This is a genomic window from Polaromonas sp. LjRoot131 (assembly GCF_964252805.1).
Classification (GTDB): Bacteria; Pseudomonadota; Gammaproteobacteria; order Burkholderiales; family Burkholderiaceae_C; genus Polaromonas.
The window spans coordinates 49,445-71,445 of record NZ_CAXUPF020000008.1; the positions used below are offsets into that span (position 1 = coordinate 49,445).

Sequence of the window (22,001 nt, forward strand, 5' to 3'; positions counted from 1 at the left end):
CTGTGCGACCCGGCCGCGGGTGCGTGGTGAAACTGTCATGAGTCCTCCGGTATTGAAGGGAAGGCCCGCTTGCGCGAAGCTTCCTCTGGCATCCTGGGCCGCGCAGGCGGTGAGCGCCTGGTGCGGAGCGCCCATCCTACGCCTTTGGCCCTGTGCAGGCCAGCCCCCGGCTGGGAATGCGCGACCTGCTATGAATTTTGTAGCTTTTCGTGTTCGTTGACGCGGGCATGGAGGCGCGCCTGAGATTTTTGTACGAATTAAGTTTGGCCTCATCCCGCCGTGTTAGCCTCGCGCGCATGTTGAACCGCATCCCCTCCTTCCTGCGCCATGTCGGCCCAGGCGTTGTCACCGGCGCCGCCGATGACGACCCTTCCGGCATCGCCACCTATACGCAGGCGGGGGCGCAGTTCGGCACCGGGCTGCTCTGGACGGTGTTTCTGTCCTTGCCCTTCATGATCGCCATCCAGTTAGTCAGCGCCCGCATCGGCCGCGTGACCGGCAAGGGCGTGGCGGCCAACCTGCGAGAACACACGCCGCGCGCCTTTTTGATGAGCATGGTGTTTCTGCTGGTGATTGCCAACACCATCAACATCGCGGCAGACATCGCCGCCATGGGCGAGGCGCTGCAGTTGGCCGTGGGCGGCGGCGACCATTTTCATGCAGTGGCCTTCGGCATCATCACCGTGCTGCTGCAGGTCTTTGTGCCCTACCGCAAGTTGGCGCCCATCCTCAAGTGGCTCACGCTGTTCCTGTTTGCCTACGTGATCGCCGTGTTCCTGGTGCAGGTGCAGTGGGCCCAGGTGCTGCACGACCTGGTGATCCCGAAACTGCAATGGACCTCGGGTTACTGGATGATGATCGTCGCGCTGCTGGGCACCACGATCTCGCCCTACCTGTTTTTCTGGCAGGCCTCGCAGGAGGTGGAAGAACTGCGGCTGAAGGGGGGCGTGCTCGGCTCTGAAAAGAAAATCCGCCGCGACCTGCGTCGCGTCAAGCGCGACACCTACATCGGCATGTTTTTCTCGAACGCCATCGCCTTCTTCATCATGGTGCTGGGCGGCGCGGTCCTGTATGCGGCCGGCATCCACGACGTGACCTCGGCCGCGCAGGCGGCGCAAGCCCTGCGGCCGCTGGCCGGGGACTTTGCCTTTGCGCTGTTTGCCGGCGGCATCATCGCCACCGGCCTGCTGGCCGTGCCGGTGCTGGCTTCGTCGGCCGCCTACGCGGTGGCCGAGGCCTTCGGCTGGCCCGAGGGCCTGGAGCGCCATTGGTACGAGGCCAAGCGCTTTTACGCCATCATCGTGATCGCCACCGTGGTGGGCACCGGCATGGATTTCACAAGCATTGACCCGATGAAGGCGCTTTACTGGAGCGCGGTGATCAACGGCGTGGTGGCCGTGCCCATCATGGCCGGCATGATGCTGCTGGCCGGCCGCAAGTCGGTGATGGGCAATTTCACCTCCGGCTTCAAGACCACCTGGTTCGGCTGGGGCGGGGTGGTGGTGATGGGGTTTGCGGTGTTGATGATGCTGCTGGACCTGTTTCGGCCATTCTTCTAGAACGGGTCACTCTTTGTTCCCTCTCCCTCTGGGAGAGGGTTAGGGTGAGGGCCAGCGGCAGCAAAACTCCCGCAGCGTTGTGCTGAGGCCGCTAGCCCTCACCCCCGCCCTCTCCCAGAGGGAGAAAGAGGAGGCCTAGGTGCCATCCCGGCGCACGACCCACAGCCGCTGCGGCCCCGCGCCCTTGTCACCCAGCTTGTCATAAGGATTGCGCAGCCGGCACTTGTCAATCGACAGGCAGCCGCAGCCTATGCAGTCGTCCAGGGTGTCGCGCAGTTTCTTGAGCTGCGCCATGCGTTCGTCAAGGTCGGCGCGCCAGGCGGCCGACAGGCGCTCCCAGTCGGCGCGGCTGGGCGCGGCTTTCGCGGGCAGGGTGGCCAGGGCGGCTTCGATGTCGGCCAGCGCGATGCCCACCCGCTGCGCCACACGCACAAAGGCCACGCGCCGCAGCATCTCGCGCGCATAGCGGCGCTGGTTGCCTTCGGTGCGGGTGCTGCTGATCAGCCCTTTTGTTTCATAGAAGTGCAGCGTGGACACCGCCACGCCGCTGCGGCGCGCCATGTCGCCGACCGAGAGTGTGGGGAAGATGCCGGCCTGTTCCAGTTCCGTGCCCATGGAGTCCTTTGCAAAAAAATGCTTGACCTCAACTTTACTTGAGGTTCCAGACTCCGGGTTTCCGCAAGCCAATCCGGCCTGCCATTTCAAAGGAGTTGTCTCATGCCAGGTGAATCTTCAACCCCCGTATCCACGTCCGTGTTCCGCATCGACAAATTTGTGGTGCCTTCGCAATCGATCTCCGCTTTTGTCGAGCGCATCCACCAGGTCCAGCGCATGCTGGGCGAGCTGCCGGGCTGCCTGCAAAAACATGTGCTGACCCAGACCGGCGACAGCAGCGAGTTCGACGTGGTGACGGTGGTCGAATGGGCCAGTGCCGATGCGGTGGCCGCCGCCCAGGCCGTCATGCAACAGCAGCTTGCCAGCGAGGGCTTTGACATCCAGGCCTTCCGCAAGAAGCTGGGTGTGCGTGGGGATTCGGGGATGTACCGGGAGGCTTGAGCGCTGCGTTGTTCAGGACCTGCCCAGGGCCTTGAGCACGTGCTCGGGAGTTGCCGGCGCCTCCAGCAGGACAGCCCGGCCGTGACGCGCAAAAGCGATCGCATCGCGCAAGGCCTCATACACGCTGATCGCCAGCATCAACGGCGGTTCGCCCACGGCCTTGCTGCCGAAGACGTTGTCTTCGCGGTTCGGTTCGGGCCACAGGGCGATCCTGAAATGCTCGGGCACGTCGCCGGTCGCGGGGATCTTGTAGGTGCTGGGCGCGTGCGTGCTCAGCAGGCCTTTGTCGTTCCACACCAACTGCTCGGTCGTGAGCCAGCCCATGCCCTGTACAAAGCCGCCTTCGATCTGGCCTATGTCTATGGCCGGGTTGATGCTGGTGCCCACGTCGTGCAGGATGTCGACCTTGAGCACGCGGCTTTCGCCGGTCAGCGTGTCGATGGCGACTTCGGTGCAGGCCGCGCCGTAGGCGAAGTAATAAAACGGCCGGCCGGTCAGCGTGGCCTTGTCGTAGTGGATTTTCGGCGTTCGGTAAAAACCGTCGCTCCACAGCTGGATGCGGTTGGCATAGGCCAGCTTCACGACTTCGGTGAAAGGCCGCGCGCCTGCCGGCGTGATGACTTCGCCCCCCTCGAACTGCACGGCGCCCGCGCCGCAGCGGTCCAGGCCGGCGACGAACTGCGCGAGGTTGTCGCGCACGTTGCGGGCCGCATACTGCGCGGCGCGCGCGTTGAGGTCGGTGCCGGCCGAGGCCGCGGTGGCCGAGGCGTTGGGAATCTTGCTGGTGTCGCTGGCGGTGGCCAGCACCTGGGCCAGCGGCACGCCGAGTTCGTCGGCCACGATCTGCGCGACCTTGGTGTTCAGGCCCTGGCCCATTTCGGTGCCGCCGTGGTTCACCTGCACGCTGCCGTCGGTGTAGACATGCATCAGCGCGCCGGCCTGGTTGAACAGCGTGGCGGTAAACGAGATGCCGAACTTGACGGGCGTGATGGCGATGCCGCGCTGGATGACGGGGCTGGTTTTGTTCCAGGCGGCGATGGCATTGCGCCGCTGTCTGTATTGCGAGGACTGCTCAAGCCTGGCCAGCAGTGGTTCCAGGATGTTGTCCTCGACCTTCATCTGGTAATGCGTGACGTCGCGCTCGCCGATGCCGTACAGGTTGCGCCTGCGTACGTCGAGCGGGTCCAGGCCCAGGCTGCGCGCGATGTCGCCCATGATGGCCTCGATGACGATCATGCCCTGCGGCCCGCCGAAACCGCGGAAGGCGGTGTTGCTCTGGGTGTTGGTTTTGCAGCGGTAGGACGCGATCTCCACGTCCTCGAGGAAGTAGGCGTTGTCGGCGTGGAAGACCGCGCGGTCGGCCACAGGGCCCGAGAGGTCGGCGCTGAAACCGCAGTTGACCGCCATGGTCAGCTTGAGGCCGGTGAGGCGGCCGGTGGCGTCAAAGCCCACCTCGTATTCATAGGCGAAGGGATGGCGCTTGCCGGTGACCAGAAAGTCGTCGTCGCGGTCCAGCCGCAGCTTGACGGGGCAGTGCAGCTTGTGCGCGGCGATGGCGGCCCAGACAGCCATCTGGCCCGACTGTGTTTCCTTGCCGCCAAAGCCGCCGCCCATGCGCCGGCATTCGACGCGCACCGCATGATTGGCAATGCCCAGCGCGTGCGACACCCAGTGCTGGATCTCGCCGGGGTGCTGGGTGCTGGAATACACCAGCCATTGCTGCTGTTCCTGCGGCACCACGTAGGCGACCTGGCCTTCAAGGTAGAAGTGTTCCTGGCCGCCGACTTCGAGCGTGCCGTGCAATCTATGCGCCGCCTTTTTGAGGGCACCCGCCGCGTCGCCGCGTTTGACGAAGACCGGCGGCAGCACATAACTTTCGGCCTTGAGCGAGTCCTGCACCTTGAGCAGGGCGGGCAGGGGCTCGATGGTGCACACCACCTTGCGCGCGGCGCGGCGTGCCTGCATGACGGTGTCCGCCACCACCACGCCGATGACCTGGCCTATGTGCTGCACCGTACCCTGCGCGAACACCGGTTCGTCGTGCGAAAAATTTCCGAGCACCGGGTCGCCCGGAATGTCGCGTGCCAGGATCACGTCGCGCACGCCCGGCATGGCCAGGGCGGCGGCGGTGTCCACGCCCAGCAACTTGCCATGCGCCACGGTGGACAAAATCGGCGCCGCATGCAGCGTGCCGCGCACTTCGGGAATGTCGTCGACATAGGTGGCGGCGCCGGCCACCTGCGCGCGCGCGCTTTCATGCGGTGTGGAGCGGCCGGCCGCGCGCGCGAAGGCGGGCTGGCGGGCCAGCGACTGCTTTTCAGCCGGGTCGGCGGGCGGCACGCTGTCGGCGCGGGCATTGGCCGTGCGCAGCTCCGGGTCGGCCACGGCGTCGCGGCTCACGGGAATGTCCTTGGCGTTCATGCGGCCTCCTCCAGCCGGAAGGACGCCAGGTTGATCTGTTGCAGGCCCTGGCTTTCCAGCCAGTAGCGCTGCAGCAGGTTGCCCAGCACCTCGCTGCGGTAGGCGGCCGAAGCCCGCATGTCGGAAATCGGCGAGAACTCGGCGCGCAGGGCGGCCATGGCCTGGCGGACGGTGGCCTGGGTCCAGGGCTGGCCCCTCAGCGCCGCTTCGGTCTGGACGGCGCGCACGGGGGTGGCGGCGACGCCGCCCGCGCCTATCGATGCGGCGGTGACCTTGCCGTCTTTAACCTGCAGATTGATCGCGAGGCAGACGGCGGAGATGTCGTCGTCATAGCGTTTGGAGATTTTGTAGACCCGTAGCCGTTCCGGCCCCTCACCCCAGCCCTCTCCCCAGAGGGGCGAGGGAGCAACACGGTTTGTCTTATCAATCCCCTCTCCCCCTGGGAGAGGGTTAGGGTGAGGGCTCCCCGGCCTCGGCACCTTGATCCAGGCCAGCACCTCGTCTACCGCCATCACACTCGTGCGATAGCCGGTGTAAAGCTTTTCCAGCGGCATCTCCCGGTGCCCACGCACACTCATGAGCACCACGTTCGCACCCAGCGCAATCAACAACGGCATGGAGTCGCCGATCGGCGAACCATTCGCAACATTGCCGCCCAGCGTGCCCGAGTTGCGCACCGGCAGGCCGGCAAAACGTGCCGCGAAGTTATGTAGTTGCGGCCGGTCTTTTTCCAGCGCGGCATACGCATCAGCCAAGGTCACAGCCGCGCCTATAGCGATGTGGTGCGGGTAGTGCTCGATACGCCGAAGTTCTTCGACCTGGGTGACGTCCAGCACCTGGCCGAATTCCTTGTGCATCTTGGTGACCCAGAGTCCCACGTCGGTGCAGCCGGCCACCAGCTGGGCGCCAGGCTGGCTGGCACGGGCCCGCAGCAGGCCGGCCAGCGTGCGCGGGGCCAGGTACTCGGCTTCGGTCACGCCCGGCTCGGTGCGGACCGACTTGAGCTGGCGCAGCAGGGCGCTTTCATCGACCTTCACGGGCGGCAGCGCGGCCATGGCCTGCGCGGCATCGAGGATGGGCCGGTAGCCGGTGCAGCGGCAGAGGTTGCCCGAGAGTTCTTCCTGCGCCAGTTCACGGGTGATGGGCTTGCCCTGGCACACGTGGTTCTGGTACATGCCGAACAGGCTCATGACAAAACCGGGAGTGCAGAAGCCGCATTGGCTACCGTGTTCATTCACCATGGCTTGCTGGACGGGGTGCAGGGCGCCCTCCTGGGCAATATCCTCAACTGTCCATAGAGCCATGCCGTCAATCGAATGCGCCAGGCGTATGCAGCTGTTGATGGCGCGATAGCGGACCTGCCCGCCCTCGGCCTCGCCCAGCACCACAGTACAGGCGCCGCAGTCACCTTCGCCGCAGCCTTCCTTGGTGCCGGTGCAGGCCAGGTCCTCGCGCAGCAGCTCCAGCAGGGTACGGCTGGGTGGTACATTGCTGACGGAAACAACCTCGCCCCGCCTGATGAAGCGGATAGGTCTGGAAAAAAGTGGGACAGCCATGCTTCAGGTTAAACACTCGCGCCGTGCCCGGCATATCAAAGCCCATATCAGGCGCATGGGTGAAAGGGTATGAAAGACCAGGCGCTTTTCGACAAGATAGACCTCCATCTCATCAGGGTCTTGAACACCGTGCTTACTGAACGCAGCGTATCACGCGCCGCCATCCGCCTGGGTATGTACCAGCCCGCCGTCAGCGCGGCGCTCAAGCGCCTGCGCGCGCTGGCCGGCGACCCCATCCTGGTGCGTTCGGGCGCGGGCATGGTGCCCACCGACGCCGGGCTGCGCATGATTGAGCCCTCGGCCAGCATCCTGCGCGCGGCCGGCATGCTGTTCAGCGACGCCCGGGGCTTTGACCCGGCCACGGCCGACACCACCTTCCGCCTGGCGGCCAGCGACTACCTCGATCCCCTGTTCCTGCCGCAGCTGGTCGCGCAGGTGAAGGCGCAGGCGCCGCGCTGCCGCATCGAGATCCAGCCGCTGTCGGCCGACTCCGATTACCGCGCGCAGCTGGCCCAGGGCCAGGCCGACATCGTGATCGGCAACTGGGCCGCGCCGCCCGACGACCTGCACATGGCGCGCCTGTTCGGCGACGAGGTGGTCTGCCTGGTGGCCAAGGACCACCCGGCGGTGCGCCGCGGCTGGGACAGCGCGAGCTGGCTGGAGGCCGAGCACATCGCGCCCTCGGCGCTGCACCCGGGCGCCAAGGGCGTGATCGACGAACACCTGGACACGCTGGGCCTGTCGCGCAACATCACGGTGCGCTGCCCGCATTTCGGCCTGATGCCGTCCATGGTGGCATCAAGCTTGCTGGTGATGACCACCGGCCGCCAGTACTGCGAACGTTTTGCCGGCATCCTGCCGGTCACAATACTGCCCAGCCCGGTCGCCTTCCCCCGCATGATGTATTACCAGCTCTGGCACGAACGCACGCACGCCTCCAACGCCGCGAAATGGCTGCGCGACCGGGTCAAGTCCGTGGCGTCCATGCTGCGCAAGGAATAGCGGCCACGGGCCGGCCAGGCAAAAAGCCATAAGACAATAGAAGACGAAAAAAACGGGACACCACGAGACAATGACCGCAACACCGCCCCAGACCGACAGCCCTTCCGGGCCGCCCCCGCGGCTGCGGCTTGAGGGCATCAGCAAAAGTTATCCCGGCGTGGTGGCCAACAGCCATGTCTCGCTGGCCGTGCAGCCGGGCGAGATCCACGCCGTGCTCGGCGAAAACGGGGCGGGCAAGTCCACCCTGATGAAAATCATCTACGGCGCCGTCAGGCCCGACGGCGGCACTGTGGAAATGGACGGCCAGCCCGTGACGGTGCGCAACCCGCACGAGGCGCGCGCGCTGGGTATCAGCATGGTGTTCCAGCATTTCAGCCTGTTCGACACGCTCACGGTGGCCGAAAACGTCTGGCTGGGGCTGGACAAACATTTAAGCCTGGCCGAGGTGTCCAAGCGCATCACCGAGACCACGCAGGCCTACGGCCTGCAGCTGGACCCGACGCGGCCGGTGCACACGCTCAGCGTGGGTGAACGCCAGCGCGTGGAGATCGTGCGCGCGCTGCTCACGCATCCCCGGCTGCTGATCCTGGACGAGCCGACCTCGGTGCTGACGCCGCAGGCGGTCGAAAACCTGTTTGTCACCCTGCGCCAGCTGGCCGCCCAGGGCTGCAGCATTTTGTACATCAGCCACAAGCTGCATGAAATCCGCGCGCTGTGCACCGCCTGCACGGTGCTGCGCGGCGGCAAGGTCTCGGGCGAATGCGACCCGCGCCAGGAATCCAACGCCTCGCTGAGCCGCCTCATGATAGGCGCCGAGCCGCCCGCGCTGGAGCACCGCGAGCTGCACGCCGGCGCCGTGGTGCTGGACGTCAGGCAACTCGATTTGCCCAAGGAAGAACAGTTCGGCGTGGACCTGCACGAGGTGGCCCTGCAGGTCCGCGCCGGCGAAGTCGTCGGCATTGCCGGCGTCTCGGGCAACGGCCAGAAGGAGCTGCTGTATGCGCTCTCGGGCGAAGACACCCGAGCCGCCGCCGATGCGATCGTGGTCAAGGGCCAGCCCGTGGGCAAGCTGGGGCCGGGCCGGCGGCGTGCGCTGGGCCTGCACTGTGTGCCCGAGGAACGCCTGGGCCGCGGCGCCGTTCCTTCGCTCTCGCTGGCGCGCAACCTGCTGCTCACGCGCAAGGAGTCCGTGGCCGGCAATGGCTGGCTGAACGGCAGCGCGCTGCAGGCGCAGGCCGAGCGCATCATCGCCGCCTACAAGGTCAAGTCGGGCGGGCCGCAGGCGGTGGCCAAGTCGCTCTCGGGCGGCAATCTGCAGAAATTCATCATGGGCCGCGAGATCGACGCGAAACCCGCGCTGCTGATCGTCTCGCAGCCGACCTGGGGCGTGGACGTGGGCGCGGCCACGCAGATACGCGGCGAACTGCTCAAGCTGCGCGACGCCGGCTGCGCCGTGCTGGTGGTCAGCGAAGAACTGGAAGAGCTGTTCGACATCTGCGACCGGCTTTACGTGATGGCCAAAGGGCAGCTCTCGCCCTCGCTGCCGCGTGCCGACGCCACGGTGGAGCGCGTGGGCCAGTGGATGAGCGGCCTGTGGACGCAGACGGAGGCATCGCATGGCACAGCTTGAAGTCCGCCCCCAGCCGTCCGCCTTCTGGAGCTACGCCTCGCCCCTGCTGGCCTTGCTGATCACCGTGCTGATAGGCGTGGCGCTGTTCGTGGCGCTGGGCAAGGACCCGGTCAAGGGCCTGCAGGTGTTTTTCTGGGAACCCATCAAGTCGCCCTATGCCATCGGCGAACTGCTGGTCAAGGCCACGCCGCTGCTCATCATCGCGCTGGGCCTGGCCGTGTGCTTTCGCTCCAATGTCTGGAACATCGGCGCCGAAGGCCAGTTCGTCATGGGCGCGGTCGCGGCCGGCGGCATCGCCTTGCTGGCGGAAAAAACCACCGGCCCATGGATCATTCCCGCGGTCCTGCTGGCCGGCATCCTGGGCGGCATGGCCTGGGCCGGCATCACGGCCCTGCTGCGCGACCGCTTCAACGCCAATGAAATCCTGGTCAGCCTGATGCTGGTCTACGTGGCCGACATGGTGCTCAATTTCCTGGTCTTCGGCCCCTGGAAAGACCCGAACGGCTACAACTTCCCGCAGACCAAGACCTTCGAGGCCGTGACGCAGATCCCGCGCCTGATGCAGGGCTCGCGCGTGAACATCGGCATCGTCCTCGCCCTGCTGGGCGTGGCGGGGCTGTGGCTGTTTTTGTTCCGCACCTATGCGGGCTTCCGGCATGAGGTCAGCGGCCTGGCGCCGGCGGCCGCGCGTTACGCCGGCTTCTCGTCGCGCCGCGCGCTGTGGCTGGCCTTGCTGACCTCGGGCGGTGCCGCCGGCCTGGCCGGGGCGCTCGAAGTGGCCGGCCCCATAGGCCAGCTCACGCCCTATGTGCCGGCGGGCTACGGTTTTGCCGCCATCATCGTGGCCTTTGTCGGCCGGCTGCACCCGGTGGGCGTGGTGTTCTCGGCCCTCCTGATGAGCATGTTCTACATAGGCGGCGAGCTCGCGCAGTCGCGCCTGGGCCTGCCCAAGTCCATCACCGGCGTGTTCCAGGGCCTGCTGCTGTTCAGCCTGCTGGCCTGCGACACGCTGATCGCCTACCGCCTGCGGCTGGCCAAGCCCATCACCATGCCGGTGGCCACGCCGCCGTCTTCCGAAGTCCTGAAAGGAGGCGCGTGATGGATTCGACCGCGCTGCTGATCGCCGCGACGCTGAGCGCCGGCACCGTGCTGGCCATCGCGGCCCTGGGCCTGCTGATCAATGAAAAAGCCGGCATCGTCAACCTGGGCGCCGAGGGCATGATGCTGTGCGCCGCCATCGCCGGCTTTGCCACCGTGGTGCACACCGGCAACAGCTGGCTGGGCTTTGCGGCCGGCATGGCGGCGGGGGCCTTTCTCGCGGCGATCTTCGGCGTGCTGGTGATCTGGCTCAACACCAACCAGTACGCGACCGGCCTGGCGCTGAGCCTGTTCGGCGGCGGGTTTTCGGCCTTTGCCGGCATCAAGTACGTGCAGGAGAAACTGCCCGAGCAGGCGCACTACCCGATTCCCTTCCTGGCCGACGTCCCGCTGCTGGGCCCGGCGCTGTTCCGCCAGCACCCCATGGTCTATATCGCGATGGCGCTGACGGCCGGGCTCATCTGGTTTTTGTACCGCACGCGCGCCGGCCTGGTGCTGCGCTCGGTCGGCGAAAGCCCTGAATCGGCGCATGCGCTGGGCTACCCGGTGCGGCGCATACGCCTGGCGGCCGTGGTGGCCGGCGGCGCGCTGTGCGGCCTGGCCGGCGCCTATGTGTCGGTGGCCTACACGCCGCTGTGGGTGGAGGGCATGATCGCCGGCAAGGGCTGGATCGCGCTGGCGCTCACCACCTTCGCCACCTGGCGCCCGGCACGGGTGTTGCTTGGCGCTTACCTGTTCGGCGGCGTGACCATGCTGCAGTTCCACCTGCAAAGCCTGGGCGTGAACGTGCCCACGCAGTTTTTGAGCATGCTGCCCTACCTGGCCACCATCGTGGTGCTGGTGCTGATTTCGCGCAACCCGCTGTGGATTCGCGTCAACATGCCCAGTTCCATCGGCAAGCCGTTTTACCCCGGCGCATGAGAGCCTGCCCCGGGTTTCCGCCGCATAATTGCATTTTTTCCGCGCACCCTGTTTTACTTTCTTCACCTTCCTTCCACGAAAGCGAGATGACATGACTGACCTGCAAAAACGTTCCCTGCTCAAGCTGGCGGCCCTGTCCGCAGTGGCTGCGGCGGCCCTGGTGGGCTGCGGCAAAAAGGAAGAGGCCGCCCCGGCAGCTCCCGCCGCCGCGCCCGCGGCTTCGGCGCCCGCCGCCAAGGCCGAGCCCCTGAAGATCGCTTTCGCCTACGTCGGCCCGGTGGGCGACGGCGGCTGGACCTATGCGCACGACAACGGCCGCAAGGCGGTGCAGCAGGCCTACGGCGACAAGGTCATCACGAGTTTTGTCGAAAAAGTGCCCGAGTCGGCCGACGCCGAGCGCGTGATCCGCGACATGGCGGCCCAGGGCAACAAGCTGATCTTCGGCACCACCTTCGGCTACATGGAACCCATGCTCAAGGTCGCCGGCGACACCAAGGACGTGAAGTTCGAGCACGCCACCGGCTACAAGCAGGCCGACAACATGCGCACCTATGACAGCCGCACCTACGAAGGCGCCTACATGGCCGGCGTGATCGCCGGCAAGATGAGCAAGACCGGCACGCTGGGCGTGGTCGGCTCGGTGCCGATTCCCGAAGTCGTGCGCAACATCAACAGCTTCACGCTGGGCGCGCAGTCGGTCAACCCCAAGGTCAAGACCAAGGTGGTGTGGGTCAACGAATGGTTCAACCCGCCCAAGGAAACCGAAGCCGCCACCGCCCTGATCAACGGCGGCGCCGACGTGCTGTTCCAGAACACCGACTCCTCCGCCGTGCTGCAGACCGCCGAAAAAATGGGCAAGCGCGCCTTCGGCTGGGACTCCGACATGACCGCCTACGGCCCCAAGGCCCACCTGGCCTCAGCCGTGATCAACTGGGGCCCTTACTACGTCAAGGCCGTGGGTGAGGCGCTGGACGGCACATGGAAAGGCAACACCGCCGCCTGGTGGGGTGTCAAGGAAGGCGCGATCGACATCGTGTCGATTGCCGCGGACGTGCCCGACGACACCAAAAAACGCATCGACGAAGTCAAGGCCGGCCTGAAGGACGGCAGCTTCTCGATCTGGAAAGGCCCTATCACCGACAACACCGGCAAGGAGCTGCTGGCGAAAGACGTGGTGGCTGATGACAAATTCCTGGGTGGGCTGAAGACGTATGTGAAGGGTGTTGAAGGCAAGGTTCCAGGTAACTGATGCTTCGCTTTCCCTTGGGAGGGTGGGCTATTGCTCCCTCTCCCTCTGGGAGAGGGCAGGGGTGAGGGCCAGCGGCGATTGCAAAGCCGATGCGGCATGCCACCGCACCGGCCCCCATCCCAACCTTCCCCCAGCGGGGGAAGGAGTAACACGCTGCCTTCGGGCAGCTTTTTTGTTTAGGGAGCCGACATGACTTTTTCCGTCAAACCCATCGCAGCGGATCGCCTGCCCGAGCTGCTCAGGCGCATGCCCAAGGCCGAGCTGCACATGCACATCGAGGGCTCGCTGGAGCCCGAACTGATCTTCGCGCTGGCCAGCCGCAATGGCGTGGCCATCCCGTACGCCAGCGTCGAGGAGCTGCGCAGCGCCTACGCCTTCACCAACCTGCAGAGCTTTCTCGACATTTACTACGCCGGCGCCAGCGTGCTGATCACCGAGCAGGACTTTTACGACATGGCGCAGGCCTACCTGCGCAAGGCCGCCGCCGACAACGTGGTGCACACCGAGATGTTCTTCGACCCGCAGACGCATACCGCGCGCGGCGTCAGCATGGAGACCGTCGTCAAGGGCCTGCACCGCGCCTGCGTGGACGCGCAGGCCGAGCTGGGCGTCAGCGCTTCGCTGATCCTGTGTTTCCTGCGCCACCTGAGCGAGGAGGATGCGTTTGAGACGCTGGAGCAGGCCTTGCCTTTCCGCGACTTGATTCTCGGCATAGGCCTGGATTCCGGCGAGGTCGGCAACCCGCCCGAGAAGTTCGCGCGTGTGTTCGCACGCTGCCGCGAGCTGGGCTTTCACCTGGTCGCCCATGCGGGTGAAGAAGGCCCGCCCGAATACGTCTGGACGGCGCTGGACGTGCTCAAGGTCGAGCGCGTGGACCACGGCGTGCGTTCCAGCCGCGACCCGCTGCTGATGCAGCGCCTGGCCCAGGACCGCATCGCGCTGACGGTGTGCCCGCTGTCTAACCTCAAGCTCTGCGTGTTCCCCGACCTGGCCAGCCACAACCTGCGCGAGTTGCTGGACGCCGGCCTGGCGGCTACCGTCAACTCGGACGACCCGGCCTACTTCGGCGGCTACATGAACGAGAACTTCACGCAGACCTTCGCGGCCACCGGCATGGACGCCCGTCACGCCTACATGCTGGCGCGCAACAGCTTCGAGGCCAGCTTTATCGACGCCCCGGCCAAGGCGCGTTATGTGGACCGCCTCAACGAAAGCTTTGAGCGCTTCAGCTGAACGCGCGGGGTTATTTCCGTCGGCGCCTGCCTCGGCGGCGACCCAAACGTATGATCCGGGTAGAACCCTGAAGCAAGCAAGGACCCCGGGCATGGCCTCCACATCGCAGCCGCATCAAGAGTCTTCCCCCACGCCGCACGGCGCCTGGCCCATTGCCCTCGCCGGGCTGGTGGCGCTGGCCGTCGCCATGGGCATAGGCCGTTTTGCCTTCACGCCGCTCTTGCCCATGATGCTGAGCGACGGCGTGGTCGACCTGCCGACGGCCAGCTGGCTGGCCAGTGCCAACTACTTCGGCTACATGCTGGGCGCCATTCTCTGCACGCTGCAACCCTGGCTGTGGGCGCGCTTCAAGGGGTTGCCCTCGCTGGCCTATTCCTCGCTGGTGCGCGCCGGGCTGGTCGCCACGGGTGTGCTCACGCTGGCCATGGGCTGGCACTTCCCCGCTGCCTGGCCGCTGCTGCGATTCGCAGCGGGCGTCACGAGTGCGGTGGTGTTTGTGTTCACGTCGGGTTGGTGCCTCTCGCAACTGGCCAAACGCGGCGTACCTGCGATGGGCGGCATCATCTACGTCGGCCCGGGCGCCGGCATTGTGGTCAGCGGCCTGTTTGCCACCGGCATGGTGGCCTGGCACTGGACGGCCGCCACGGGCTGGATGCTGTTCGGCGCGCTGTCGTTTGTGCTGGCGGCCCTGGTGTGGCACATCCTGCGCGGCGGCGACGAACGCCTGGTCGCGCTGGCGCCGCGCGCGGCTGCTTTGCCCGGTGCGGCGCCCCAGCACCACGGCCATGCCGAGATGACGCTGCTGACGCTGGCCTACGGCCTGGCCGGTTTCGGCTACATCATCACCGCCACCTTTCTGCCCGTGATCGCGCGCGCGGCCTTGCCGGGCTCGGCCTGGCTGGACATGTTCTGGCCCATCTTCGGCCTGGGCGTGATGCTGGGCGCGCTGCTGGCCACGCGACTGCCGCCGGGCAAGGATTTCCGCCTGCTGCTGGCGGGCTGCTATTTTTTGCAGGCCCTGGGTATCGCGGCCAGCCTCTGGAGCCCCAGCCTCGCGGGCTTTGCCATCGGCAGCCTGATGCTGGGCATGCCGTTTACCGCCATTACCTTTTTTGCGATGCAGGAAGTGCGCCGCCTCAAGCCCGCCACGGCCGCGAGTTTCATGGGCCTGCTGACCGCCACCTACGGCGTGGGGCAAATCCTCGGCCCGCCGCTGGTCGCGGTGCTGCTCAAGCGCACGCCCAGCGCGAGCGCGGGTTTCACCCTGTCGCTGGAGATCGCCGCCGCTTCGCTGCTGGTGGGCGCCGTGATGTACCTGTGGATGGCCAGGGCCTATCCGGTGCTGCCGGCGCTGCCGGCCGGCCCTGCCGCGGTCGGCAAATAAGCACGGCGCTTTCTTTTCAACCCGGGCCGGGCTGCTGCACCAGCGCCATGGCGAACTTGCCGCCGCCCACCGACCAGTCCGAGTAGTCGTTCTCGTGCATGAAGATAAAAACGTCGTCGGGCGCCACACCGGCATTGGCTTTCAGGTTGCGCGCGATGGCCGCGTAAAGCGCGCGTTTCATCGCATCGCTGCGGCCGCGCCGCAGCGTGATCTCGACGACCACCGGTTTGTCCGAGCGCGCCATGCCGTTGAAGGTCCGGTTGAAGAAAAATTGCCGCGCATCGTAGTTGTTCACCATGTTGAAGAGCTCGTCTTCCGGCATCCCTATGCTCTCGACCAGGGCCTGGTGTATGCCGTCGACAATGCCCTGCCGGTGTTCGGTACTGGTGCTCTGGTGGACGTTGGTGCGGATAAAAGGCATGTGATTTTTCCTCAATTAAAGTAAACAGCTGGCGCGAATTCTGCCAATCAGGCGCGGCCCGGCCAAACGATTTGTTGGCATGCTGTATGTGCCATAAACTCACATCATGACGCGCCGCCTCCCACCCCTGAACGCCTTGCGCGCCTTTGAGGCCGCCGCCCGGCTGGGCCGCATGACGGCCGCCGCCGAGGAACTCTCGGTCACGCCCGGCGCCATCAGCCGGCAGGTGCGGCAGCTCGAACAGGCGCTGGGCGTGCCGCTGTTCGAAGGCGCCAAAAACAAGCCGCAGCTGACGGCCGCCGGCGCCTCGCTGCGGCCGGCGCTGTCCGCCGCGCTGGACCAGATGGAAGCCGCCGTGCGCGAGGTCCGTAGCGGCAATGCCGGCACGCTGGACGTGTCCTGCTTCAGCACCTTCACCGTCAAATGGCTGATTCCGCGCCTGTACGGCTTCAACGCGCTGCACCCGGAGACCGAGATCCGGCTCAGCGCGGCCGAACAGGCGGCCGACCTGGATCGCGGCCGCTACGACCTCGCCATCACGGTCGCCGAGCGCGGCGCCCAGGCCTCGGCCACCTTGCTGCCGCTGTTTGTCGAGCGCCTGGGGCCGGTCATGGCGCCCGCGCTGGCGGCGAGAGCGAATGTGCACCAGCCCCAGGACCTGGCCGGCCTGCCGCTGCTGCACACCCGCACGCGGCCCGACGCGTGGCAGACATGGTGCGAGTCACGGGGTGTGGCTTTGCCGGGGCCGGGCGGCCCGGCCTTCGAACACTATTACTTCACGCTGGAAGCCGCGGTGGGCGGTCTGGGTGTCTGCATCGCACCTTGGCACCTGGTGATGGACGACCTGCGCGCCGGCCGCCTGGTGGCGCCGCTGGGCTTTGAGGAAAGCGCCTACCAGTACGTGGCCCTGCGCCGGGCCGGGCCGCATGCGCGGCTGGACAGCTTCTGCGACTGGCTGCAAGCGCAGGCGCGCGAGATGCCTGTGCCTTGAGGCCGAAATCCGTCCGCAAATCCCCTGAAAACCCGCCATCAGCCCTGAACCGCTAAAATCAGGGCCTTCGGCGTGCTGTCCCGGCGCGCCCGCATCCGCTTATCTCCGGGGCCATGTAGAGGACTACCATGTATAAAAACCTCGCGACCCCCGGTCTTTCGGCTTGTGTGGGCGCCTGTTTTATTTATCTTTCTTTCCCTTCGACCTTGCACCTGCAGGTGCCTGCGCAGGCCGCGCCATGAGCTACCAGGTCAAGGAAATTTTCTACACTTTGCAGGGCGAGGGCGCCAATGCCGGGCGGCCTGCGGTGTTCTGCCGCTTTGCCGGCTGCAACCTCTGGTCCGGCCGCGAGCAGGACCGCGCCAGCGCCGTCTGCCAGTTCTGTGACACCGACTTTGTGGGTACCGACGGCACGCTGGGCGGCAAGTTTCGTGATGCCGACGCGCTGGCCGACCGTATTGCCGCGCAATGGCCGGCCGGCGACAGCGCGCACCGCTTTGTGGTGATGACAGGCGGCGAGCCGCTGCTGCAGGTGGACGCGAAACTGATCGCGGCCCTGCATGCGCGCGGTTTCCAGATCGCGGTCGAGACCAACGGCACGATTGCCGCGCCCGAAGGCATAGACTGGATTTGCGTGAGCCCCAAGGCCGGCGCCCCCTGGGTGCAGCGCGCGGGCCAGGAACTCAAGGTGGTCTGGCCCCAGCCCAGTTTTGACCTGGCCGAGCTCGAAGCTGCCGACTTCACGCACCGCTACCTGCAGCCCATGGACAACCCCCAGCGCCAGCAGAACACTGAAACCTGCATCCAGCTGTGCATGGCGCGCCCGGCCTGGCGGCTCAGCCTGCAGACCCACAAGATCACGGGCATCCGATGAAGAAGCTTCCCACGCCAGAACCCATGCGCTGCGAGATCAGCCAGACTTTTTACTTTGACGCGGCCCACACGCTCAAGCGCGCCATCGAGGCCGAAGGCAGCAAGCGTGTGCACGGCCACACCTACAACGCCGAGGTGTTTGTGGCCGGCGAGCCTGACGCCACCACCGGCATGGTGATGGACCTGGGCCTGGTGCGGCGCGAAATCGCCGTGCTGCGCGAGGAACTGGACCACCACCTGCTCGACGACGTGAAAGACCTGGGCCCGCCCACGCTCGAAAACCTCTGCCAGTTCATCTTCCGCAAGCTCGATGCGCGTTTGCCGGGGCTGACCTCGGTGCGCGTCTGGCGCGCCTCGCTGGGTGACGGCTGTCGCGTGAGCCGGTGAACTCTTGTTCCCTCTCCCCCTGGGAGAGGGTTAGGGTGAGGGCCAACGGCGTCCGATACACCTTATCGCGTTTTACATATCGCGGTGCGCATCCGCTGCGGTAACCTAGCCCCCATGAAAGCCTACCGCGCCGCCCTCCTGTATTTCACCGGCCCCGCCCAGGCCGCCTACGAGGCCGACGGCCTGCTGGTGGTGGGGCCTGATGCGCAGGGCCGCCAGGTGGTCCAGGCCGTGGGCAGCTACCAGGCGCTGGCATCGCGCTTTGCCGAGGTGCCCACCGAACACCTGCCGGGCCGCATCATCGCCCCGGGTTTTGTGGACATGCACATCCACTACCCGCAGCTCGACGTGATCGGCTCACCGGCCGACGGCCTGCTGCCCTGGCTGGAGAACTACACCTTCCCCGAGGAAAGCCGCTTCTCGGGCGCCGCGCACAGCGCAGAGGCCGCCGGTTTTTTCCTGGACGAGCTGCTGCGCAACGGCGTCACCACCGCGCTGGCCTTTGCCACCTCGCACCCCGAATCCGTCAACGCCCTGTTCACCGAAGCGCAAAATCGCAGCCTGCGCCTGATGACCGGCAAATGCCTGATGGACCAGAATTCGCCCGAGGGCGTGCGTGACGACACCGCGCAAAGCCTGGCCGACACCGAGGCCCTGATCCAGCGCTGGCATGGCGTGGACCGGCTCGGTTATGCCATCACGCCGCGTTTTGTGCCCAGTTGCAGCGAGGCGCAATTGCGCGGCGCCGGCGAGCTGGCCGCCAAATACCCCGACGTCTGGATACAGTCGCACGTCGCCGAGAACAAGGACGAAATCGCCTGGGTGCGCCGGCTCTATCCAGAAGCGCGCAGCTATTTGAGCGTCTACGAACAGTTCGGCCTGCTGCGCCCGCGCGCCGTCTATGCGCACTGCATCCACATCGACGACGAAGACCGCGCGCTGATGCGCGCCACCGGCACGGCGGCCGCCGTCAGCCCGACCAGCAACCTGTTCCTGGGCAGCGGATTTTTTGACTATGAAGGCGCCGAGCGCGTGGGCTTTCCCTACGGCCTGGCCAGCGACGTGGGCGGCGGCACCTCCTTCAGCCCTTTCCACACCATGCTCGCGGCCTATTACGTGGGCCGCGAGGGGCAGACCAAGCCCGGCCTGTCGCTCACGCCCCAGCAGCTGTGGTGGCAGCACACGGCGGGCGCGGCGCGCGCGCTGGGGCTGGAGGGCGTGGTGGGCAACCTGCAGCCGGGCTACGAGGCCGATTTTGTGGTGCTCAACCCGCAGGCCACGCCGCTGCTGGCGCGCAAGACCGCACTGGCGGCCAATCTGGGCGAATTGCTGTTCGCGCTGATTGTGCTGGGGGATGACCGGGTGATTGAGCGCACGGTGATTTCGCAGGCCAGCGGCGGCTGAACCATCTTGCTCCCTCTCCCTCTGGGAGAGGGCAGGGGTGAGGGGCTTCGGCCTGTGCATGACGCGGTGGTATTTCGTGCGCCGCTGGCCCTCACCCTAACCCTCTCCCAGAGGGAGAGGGGATAAATCGGGGGGAGGGGATAAACGGGATCAGGCCGTCACACTGCTCTGGTTCGGAATTCCCTCCATGGGCGCCTCATCCGTCCCGATCGTGGTCCGCGTAAACGACTCCACCTGCTGGCGCGCGGCCTCGGGGTCGCGCAGCCAGTCGGCGTAAAAGCTGAAGGGGCAGGTGGGTGTTCCCTTGTCGCCGTCGCCCGAGTTGATCATGCCGGTGTAGCCGCGGTGCAGCAGCTTGAACAAGTGGTTTTCCGACTGGCCGTTGCGGCGGAAGTCGCGGATCAGGCTCTTGGACAGCGCCGCGTACTGCACGCCCATTTCCTCTTCGCCGCATTCGCCCAGCGTGCGGCCGTCAAAGCCTATCAGCGCCGAATGGCCGAAATAGGAGTACACGCCGTCAAAACCCGAGGCATTGGCCACCGCCACATAAGTGTTGTTGGCAAAGGCCATGGCCTTGGAGATCAAAATCTGCTGCTCCTTGGCCGGGTACATATAACCCTGGCAGCGCACGATGAGCTCGGCGCCCTTCATCGCGCAGTCGCGCCAGATCTCGGGGTAGTTGCCGTCGTCGCAAATGATGAGGCTGATCTTCATGCCCTTGGGCCCGTCGCTCACATAGGTGCGGTCGCCCGGGTACCAGCCTTCAATCGGCACCCAGGGCATGATCTTTCGGTACTTCTGCACGATCTCGCCCTGGTCGTTCATCAGGATCAGCGTGTTGTAGGGCGCCTTGCGCGGGTGCTCCTCGTGCCGCTCGCCGGTCAGCGAAAACACGCCCCAGACCTTGGCGCGCCGGCAGGCGGCCGCGAAGATTTCGGTCTCAAAGCCCGGCACGGTGGCGGCGTTCTCGTGCATCTCCTTGCTGTCGTACATGATGCCGTGGGTGCTGTACTCGGGGAAGATCACCAGGTCCAGGCCCGGCAGGCCTTTTTTCATGCCTTCGAGCATGCGCGCGATGTTGTTCGCGTTCTCGACCACCTCGGCTTTGGTATGAAGCCTAGGCATCTTGTAGTTGACCACCGCCACGCCGACGGTGTCCTTGCTGCTGGAAATATCGCCGTGAATCATGTTGTGCTCCTTGTGAAGGGCGCCCTCAGTGGCTGATCATCCAGGGGCGCTTGCTGGGGAAGGCCTTGTTGCCATTGGGCGCCGTTAGCGTGGCGCCGCGCTTGCTGCTCGAACAACAACCGCAGCCCGCCGGGTGCTTGAGCCGCGCGTAGTCACCTGAGCGCTTGGGCTCATGGCGCGCGCGCTCGTTGGTATCCATGGCGCGGCGCGCGCCGTCTTCCATCAGCGCCAGCGAGGGTGCGACGGAAAAAATGCGCGCCGCCGGGCCGCCGCAGGCCGGGCAGGCAGCGGCCTGGTTGCGCATGGAGACCGAGCGCAGCGCGTCAAAGCTGCCGCACTGCGGGCAGTCGTAGTCGTAGGTGGGCATGGTGCTTCCCTTGTGTCTCAACGCAGGTCGTGCGACAGCGGCATGCTGATCTTGCCGTCGATGTGTTTGATCGGCCCCGACGCATTCGGGTTGATGTCGAAGTCGAAGATGCCGGTCGGCAGCCATAGCGTGGCGCAGGAGTTCGGCACGTCGACCACGCCGCTGATGTGGCCCTGCACCGGCGCCGTGCCCAGGATGGAATAGGCCTGCGCGCCTGAGTAGCCGAATTTCTTCAGGTACTCGATGGCATTCAGGCAGGCCTGGCGGTAGGCGACGTTCACGTCCAGGTAGTACTGCTTGCCGGCCTCGTCGACCGAGATGCCTTCGAAGATCAGGTAGTCGTCGTAGCGCGGCGTGATCACGCTGGGCTTGAAGATAGGGTTCTTGATGCCGTACTTGGCCATGCCGCCCTTGATCAGCGTGACCTTCATGTGCACCCAGCCGGCCATCTCGATGGCGCCGCAGAAGGTGATCTCGCCGTCGCCCTGGCTGAAGTGCAGGTCACCCACCGACAGGCCCGCGCCGTCGACGTAGACCGGGAAAAACACCTTGGAGCCGCGCGACAAATCCTTGATGTCGCAGTTGCCGCCGTGCTCGCGCGGCGGCACGGTGCGCGCGCCCTCGGCCGCGGCCTTGTCGCGCGCCGCGCCCGTCATCTTGCCCATGTGGGCCGTGCCGGCCGAAGGCGGGTTGGCGAGACCCGTGCGCGTCGGGTCGCTGTCGATCAGCGCCTGCTCGCGCGTGTTCCACATTTCCAGCATGGCCTTGTCGGGCAGGCAGCCGATCAGACCGGGGTGGATCAGGCCGGCAAAGTTCACGCCGGGCACGTGGCGCGAACTCGTGAACATGCCCTTGAAGTCCCAGATCGATTTCTGCGCTTCGGGGAAATGGTCGGTCAAAAATCCGCCGCCGTTCTTCTTGCTGAAGAAACCGTTGAAACCCCAGAGGCTGTCCTGTTTGGCGCCTATGTCCAGCAGGTCGACCACCAGCAGGTCGCCGGGCTCCGCGCCTTTGACGCCGACCGGGCCCGAGAGATAGTGCACGGTGCTCAGGTCGATGTCGCGCACGTCGTCGGCGCTGTCGTTGTTCTTGATGAAGCCGCCGGTCCAGTCGAAGGTTTCCAGGATGAAATCATCGCCCGGGTTGACCCAGCAGGCCATGGGAATGTCCGGGTGCCAGCGGTTGTGGATGTTTTCGTTGAGGGTGGGCGACTTCGTCAGGTCAACCTTGATCAGCGTGTCGGTCATGCCATATCTCCTGG

20 protein-coding genes are annotated in these 22,001 nt (G+C 66.0%); 13 read left to right on the forward strand and 7 right to left on the reverse strand.

Annotated features, from left to right (window positions below; genetic code table 11):
• Positions 1–296: 296 nt before the first annotated feature.
• Positions 297–1,559, forward strand: coding sequence for an Nramp family divalent metal transporter (locus ACSQ27_RS23845; RefSeq protein ID WP_436157979.1), 1,263 nt, complete (start codon positions 297–299; stop codon positions 1,557–1,559).
• Positions 1,560–1,694: 135 nt separating this feature from the next.
• Here ACSQ27_RS23845 and soxR read toward each other — a convergent pair whose 3' ends face one another.
• Positions 1,695–2,174, reverse strand: coding sequence for a redox-sensitive transcriptional activator SoxR (gene soxR, locus ACSQ27_RS23850; RefSeq protein WP_436157980.1), 480 nt, complete (start codon positions 2,172–2,174; stop codon positions 1,695–1,697).
• A 102-nt stretch (positions 2,175–2,276) separates the two neighbouring features.
• Between soxR and ACSQ27_RS23855 the strand changes: the two genes are divergently transcribed.
• Entirely contained in the window at positions 2,277–2,615 is a 339-nt protein-coding gene (locus tag ACSQ27_RS23855; protein WP_436157981.1) for an antibiotic biosynthesis monooxygenase, read from the forward strand.
• A 12-nt stretch (positions 2,616–2,627) separates the two neighbouring features.
• Here the strand turns inward: ACSQ27_RS23855 and xdhB are convergent, their stop codons facing one another.
• Together xdhB and ACSQ27_RS23865 are read right to left on the reverse strand one after the other, a co-directional pair.
• Positions 2,628–5,036 carry a xanthine dehydrogenase molybdopterin binding subunit gene (gene xdhB, locus ACSQ27_RS23860; protein ID WP_436157982.1) on the reverse strand — a complete coding sequence of 803 codons (2,409 nt, stop codon included), beginning with the start codon at positions 5,034–5,036 and terminating at the stop codon, positions 2,628–2,630.
• Positions 5,033–6,592 (reverse strand): xanthine dehydrogenase small subunit, encoded by a 1,560-nt coding sequence (locus ACSQ27_RS23865; RefSeq protein WP_436157983.1) that lies wholly within the window; start codon positions 6,590–6,592, stop codon positions 5,033–5,035. The genes xdhB and ACSQ27_RS23865 overlap by 4 nt, the downstream gene beginning before the upstream one ends.
• A gap of 69 nt (positions 6,593–6,661) precedes the next feature.
• Between ACSQ27_RS23865 and ACSQ27_RS23870 the strand changes: the two genes are divergently transcribed.
• The 7 genes from ACSQ27_RS23870 to ACSQ27_RS23900 all read left to right on the forward strand — a co-directional run bounded on the left by ACSQ27_RS23870 (position 6,662) and on the right by ACSQ27_RS23900 (position 15,109).
• On the forward strand, positions 6,662–7,594 hold the full coding sequence (locus tag ACSQ27_RS23870; RefSeq protein WP_436157984.1) for a LysR family transcriptional regulator: 933 nt from the start codon (positions 6,662–6,664) through the stop codon (positions 7,592–7,594).
• 70 nt (positions 7,595–7,664) lie between these two features.
• The gene (locus ACSQ27_RS23875; protein WP_436157985.1) at positions 7,665–9,224 is read left to right on the forward strand and encodes an ABC transporter ATP-binding protein; all 1,560 of its coding nucleotides are present in this window, start codon (positions 7,665–7,667) and stop codon (positions 9,222–9,224) included.
• Positions 9,211–10,323: an ABC transporter permease gene (locus ACSQ27_RS23880; RefSeq protein WP_436157986.1), complete on the forward strand. Its 1,113-nt coding sequence runs from the start codon at positions 9,211–9,213 to the stop codon at positions 10,321–10,323. The genes ACSQ27_RS23875 and ACSQ27_RS23880 overlap by 14 nt, the downstream gene beginning before the upstream one ends.
• Positions 10,323–11,243: an ABC transporter permease gene (locus ACSQ27_RS23885; protein ID WP_436157987.1), complete on the forward strand. Its 921-nt coding sequence runs from the start codon at positions 10,323–10,325 to the stop codon at positions 11,241–11,243. Before ACSQ27_RS23880 ends, ACSQ27_RS23885 begins: the two co-directional genes overlap by 1 nt.
• 91 nt (positions 11,244–11,334) lie before the next feature.
• Positions 11,335–12,492 carry a BMP family ABC transporter substrate-binding protein gene (locus ACSQ27_RS23890; RefSeq protein WP_436157988.1) on the forward strand — a complete coding sequence of 386 codons (1,158 nt, stop codon included), beginning with the start codon at positions 11,335–11,337 and terminating at the stop codon, positions 12,490–12,492.
• A gap of 189 nt (positions 12,493–12,681) precedes the next feature.
• Complete coding sequence (locus tag ACSQ27_RS23895) at positions 12,682–13,725, forward strand: adenosine deaminase (protein WP_436157989.1); 1,044 nt, start codon at positions 12,682–12,684, stop codon at positions 13,723–13,725.
• A gap of 91 nt (positions 13,726–13,816) precedes the next feature.
• Positions 13,817–15,109, forward strand: coding sequence for a YbfB/YjiJ family MFS transporter (locus tag ACSQ27_RS23900; RefSeq protein ID WP_436157990.1), 1,293 nt, complete (start codon positions 13,817–13,819; stop codon positions 15,107–15,109).
• Positions 15,110–15,125: 16 nt separating this feature from the next.
• On the opposite strand, the gene ACSQ27_RS23905 is transcribed toward ACSQ27_RS23900, so the two are convergent.
• Entirely contained in the window at positions 15,126–15,530 is a 405-nt protein-coding gene (locus ACSQ27_RS23905) for a tautomerase family protein (RefSeq protein ID WP_436157991.1), read from the reverse strand.
• Positions 15,531–15,636: 106 nt separating this feature from the next.
• Between ACSQ27_RS23905 and ACSQ27_RS23910 the strand changes: the two genes are divergently transcribed.
• The 4 genes from ACSQ27_RS23910 (at position 15,637) to guaD (ending at position 19,185) form a co-directional block, all read left to right on the forward strand.
• Positions 15,637–16,521: a LysR substrate-binding domain-containing protein gene (locus ACSQ27_RS23910; protein ID WP_436157992.1), complete on the forward strand. Its 885-nt coding sequence runs from the start codon at positions 15,637–15,639 to the stop codon at positions 16,519–16,521.
• A 238-nt stretch (positions 16,522–16,759) separates the two neighbouring features.
• Positions 16,760–17,395, forward strand: coding sequence for a 7-carboxy-7-deazaguanine synthase (gene queE / locus ACSQ27_RS23915; protein WP_436157993.1), 636 nt, complete (start codon positions 16,760–16,762; stop codon positions 17,393–17,395).
• A 23-nt stretch (positions 17,396–17,418) separates the two neighbouring features.
• Positions 17,419–17,781 carry a 6-pyruvoyl trahydropterin synthase family protein gene (locus ACSQ27_RS23920; RefSeq protein WP_436158029.1) on the forward strand — a complete coding sequence of 121 codons (363 nt, stop codon included), beginning with the start codon at positions 17,419–17,421 and terminating at the stop codon, positions 17,779–17,781.
• A 114-nt stretch (positions 17,782–17,895) separates the two neighbouring features.
• Positions 17,896–19,185, forward strand: coding sequence for a guanine deaminase (gene guaD / locus ACSQ27_RS23925; protein WP_436157994.1), 1,290 nt, complete (start codon positions 17,896–17,898; stop codon positions 19,183–19,185).
• Between the two features lie 150 nt (positions 19,186–19,335).
• Here the strand turns inward: guaD and ACSQ27_RS23930 are convergent, their stop codons facing one another.
• From ACSQ27_RS23930 to fmdA, 3 genes are read right to left on the reverse strand one after another with little or no spacing between them, the layout of a single operon-like run.
• A complete protein-coding gene (locus tag ACSQ27_RS23930) occupies positions 19,336–20,373 on the reverse strand; it encodes an aliphatic amidase (RefSeq protein WP_436157995.1) in 1,038 nt (345 codons plus the stop codon).
• Positions 20,374–20,398: 25 nt separating this feature from the next.
• A complete protein-coding gene (locus ACSQ27_RS23935; protein ID WP_436157996.1) occupies positions 20,399–20,740 on the reverse strand; it encodes a zinc ribbon domain-containing protein in 342 nt (113 codons plus the stop codon).
• Positions 20,741–20,757: 17 nt separating this feature from the next.
• The gene (fmdA, locus tag ACSQ27_RS23940; protein ID WP_436157997.1) at positions 20,758–21,987 is read right to left on the reverse strand and encodes a formamidase; all 1,230 of its coding nucleotides are present in this window, start codon (positions 21,985–21,987) and stop codon (positions 20,758–20,760) included.
• Between the last annotated feature and the right edge of the window lie 14 nt (positions 21,988–22,001).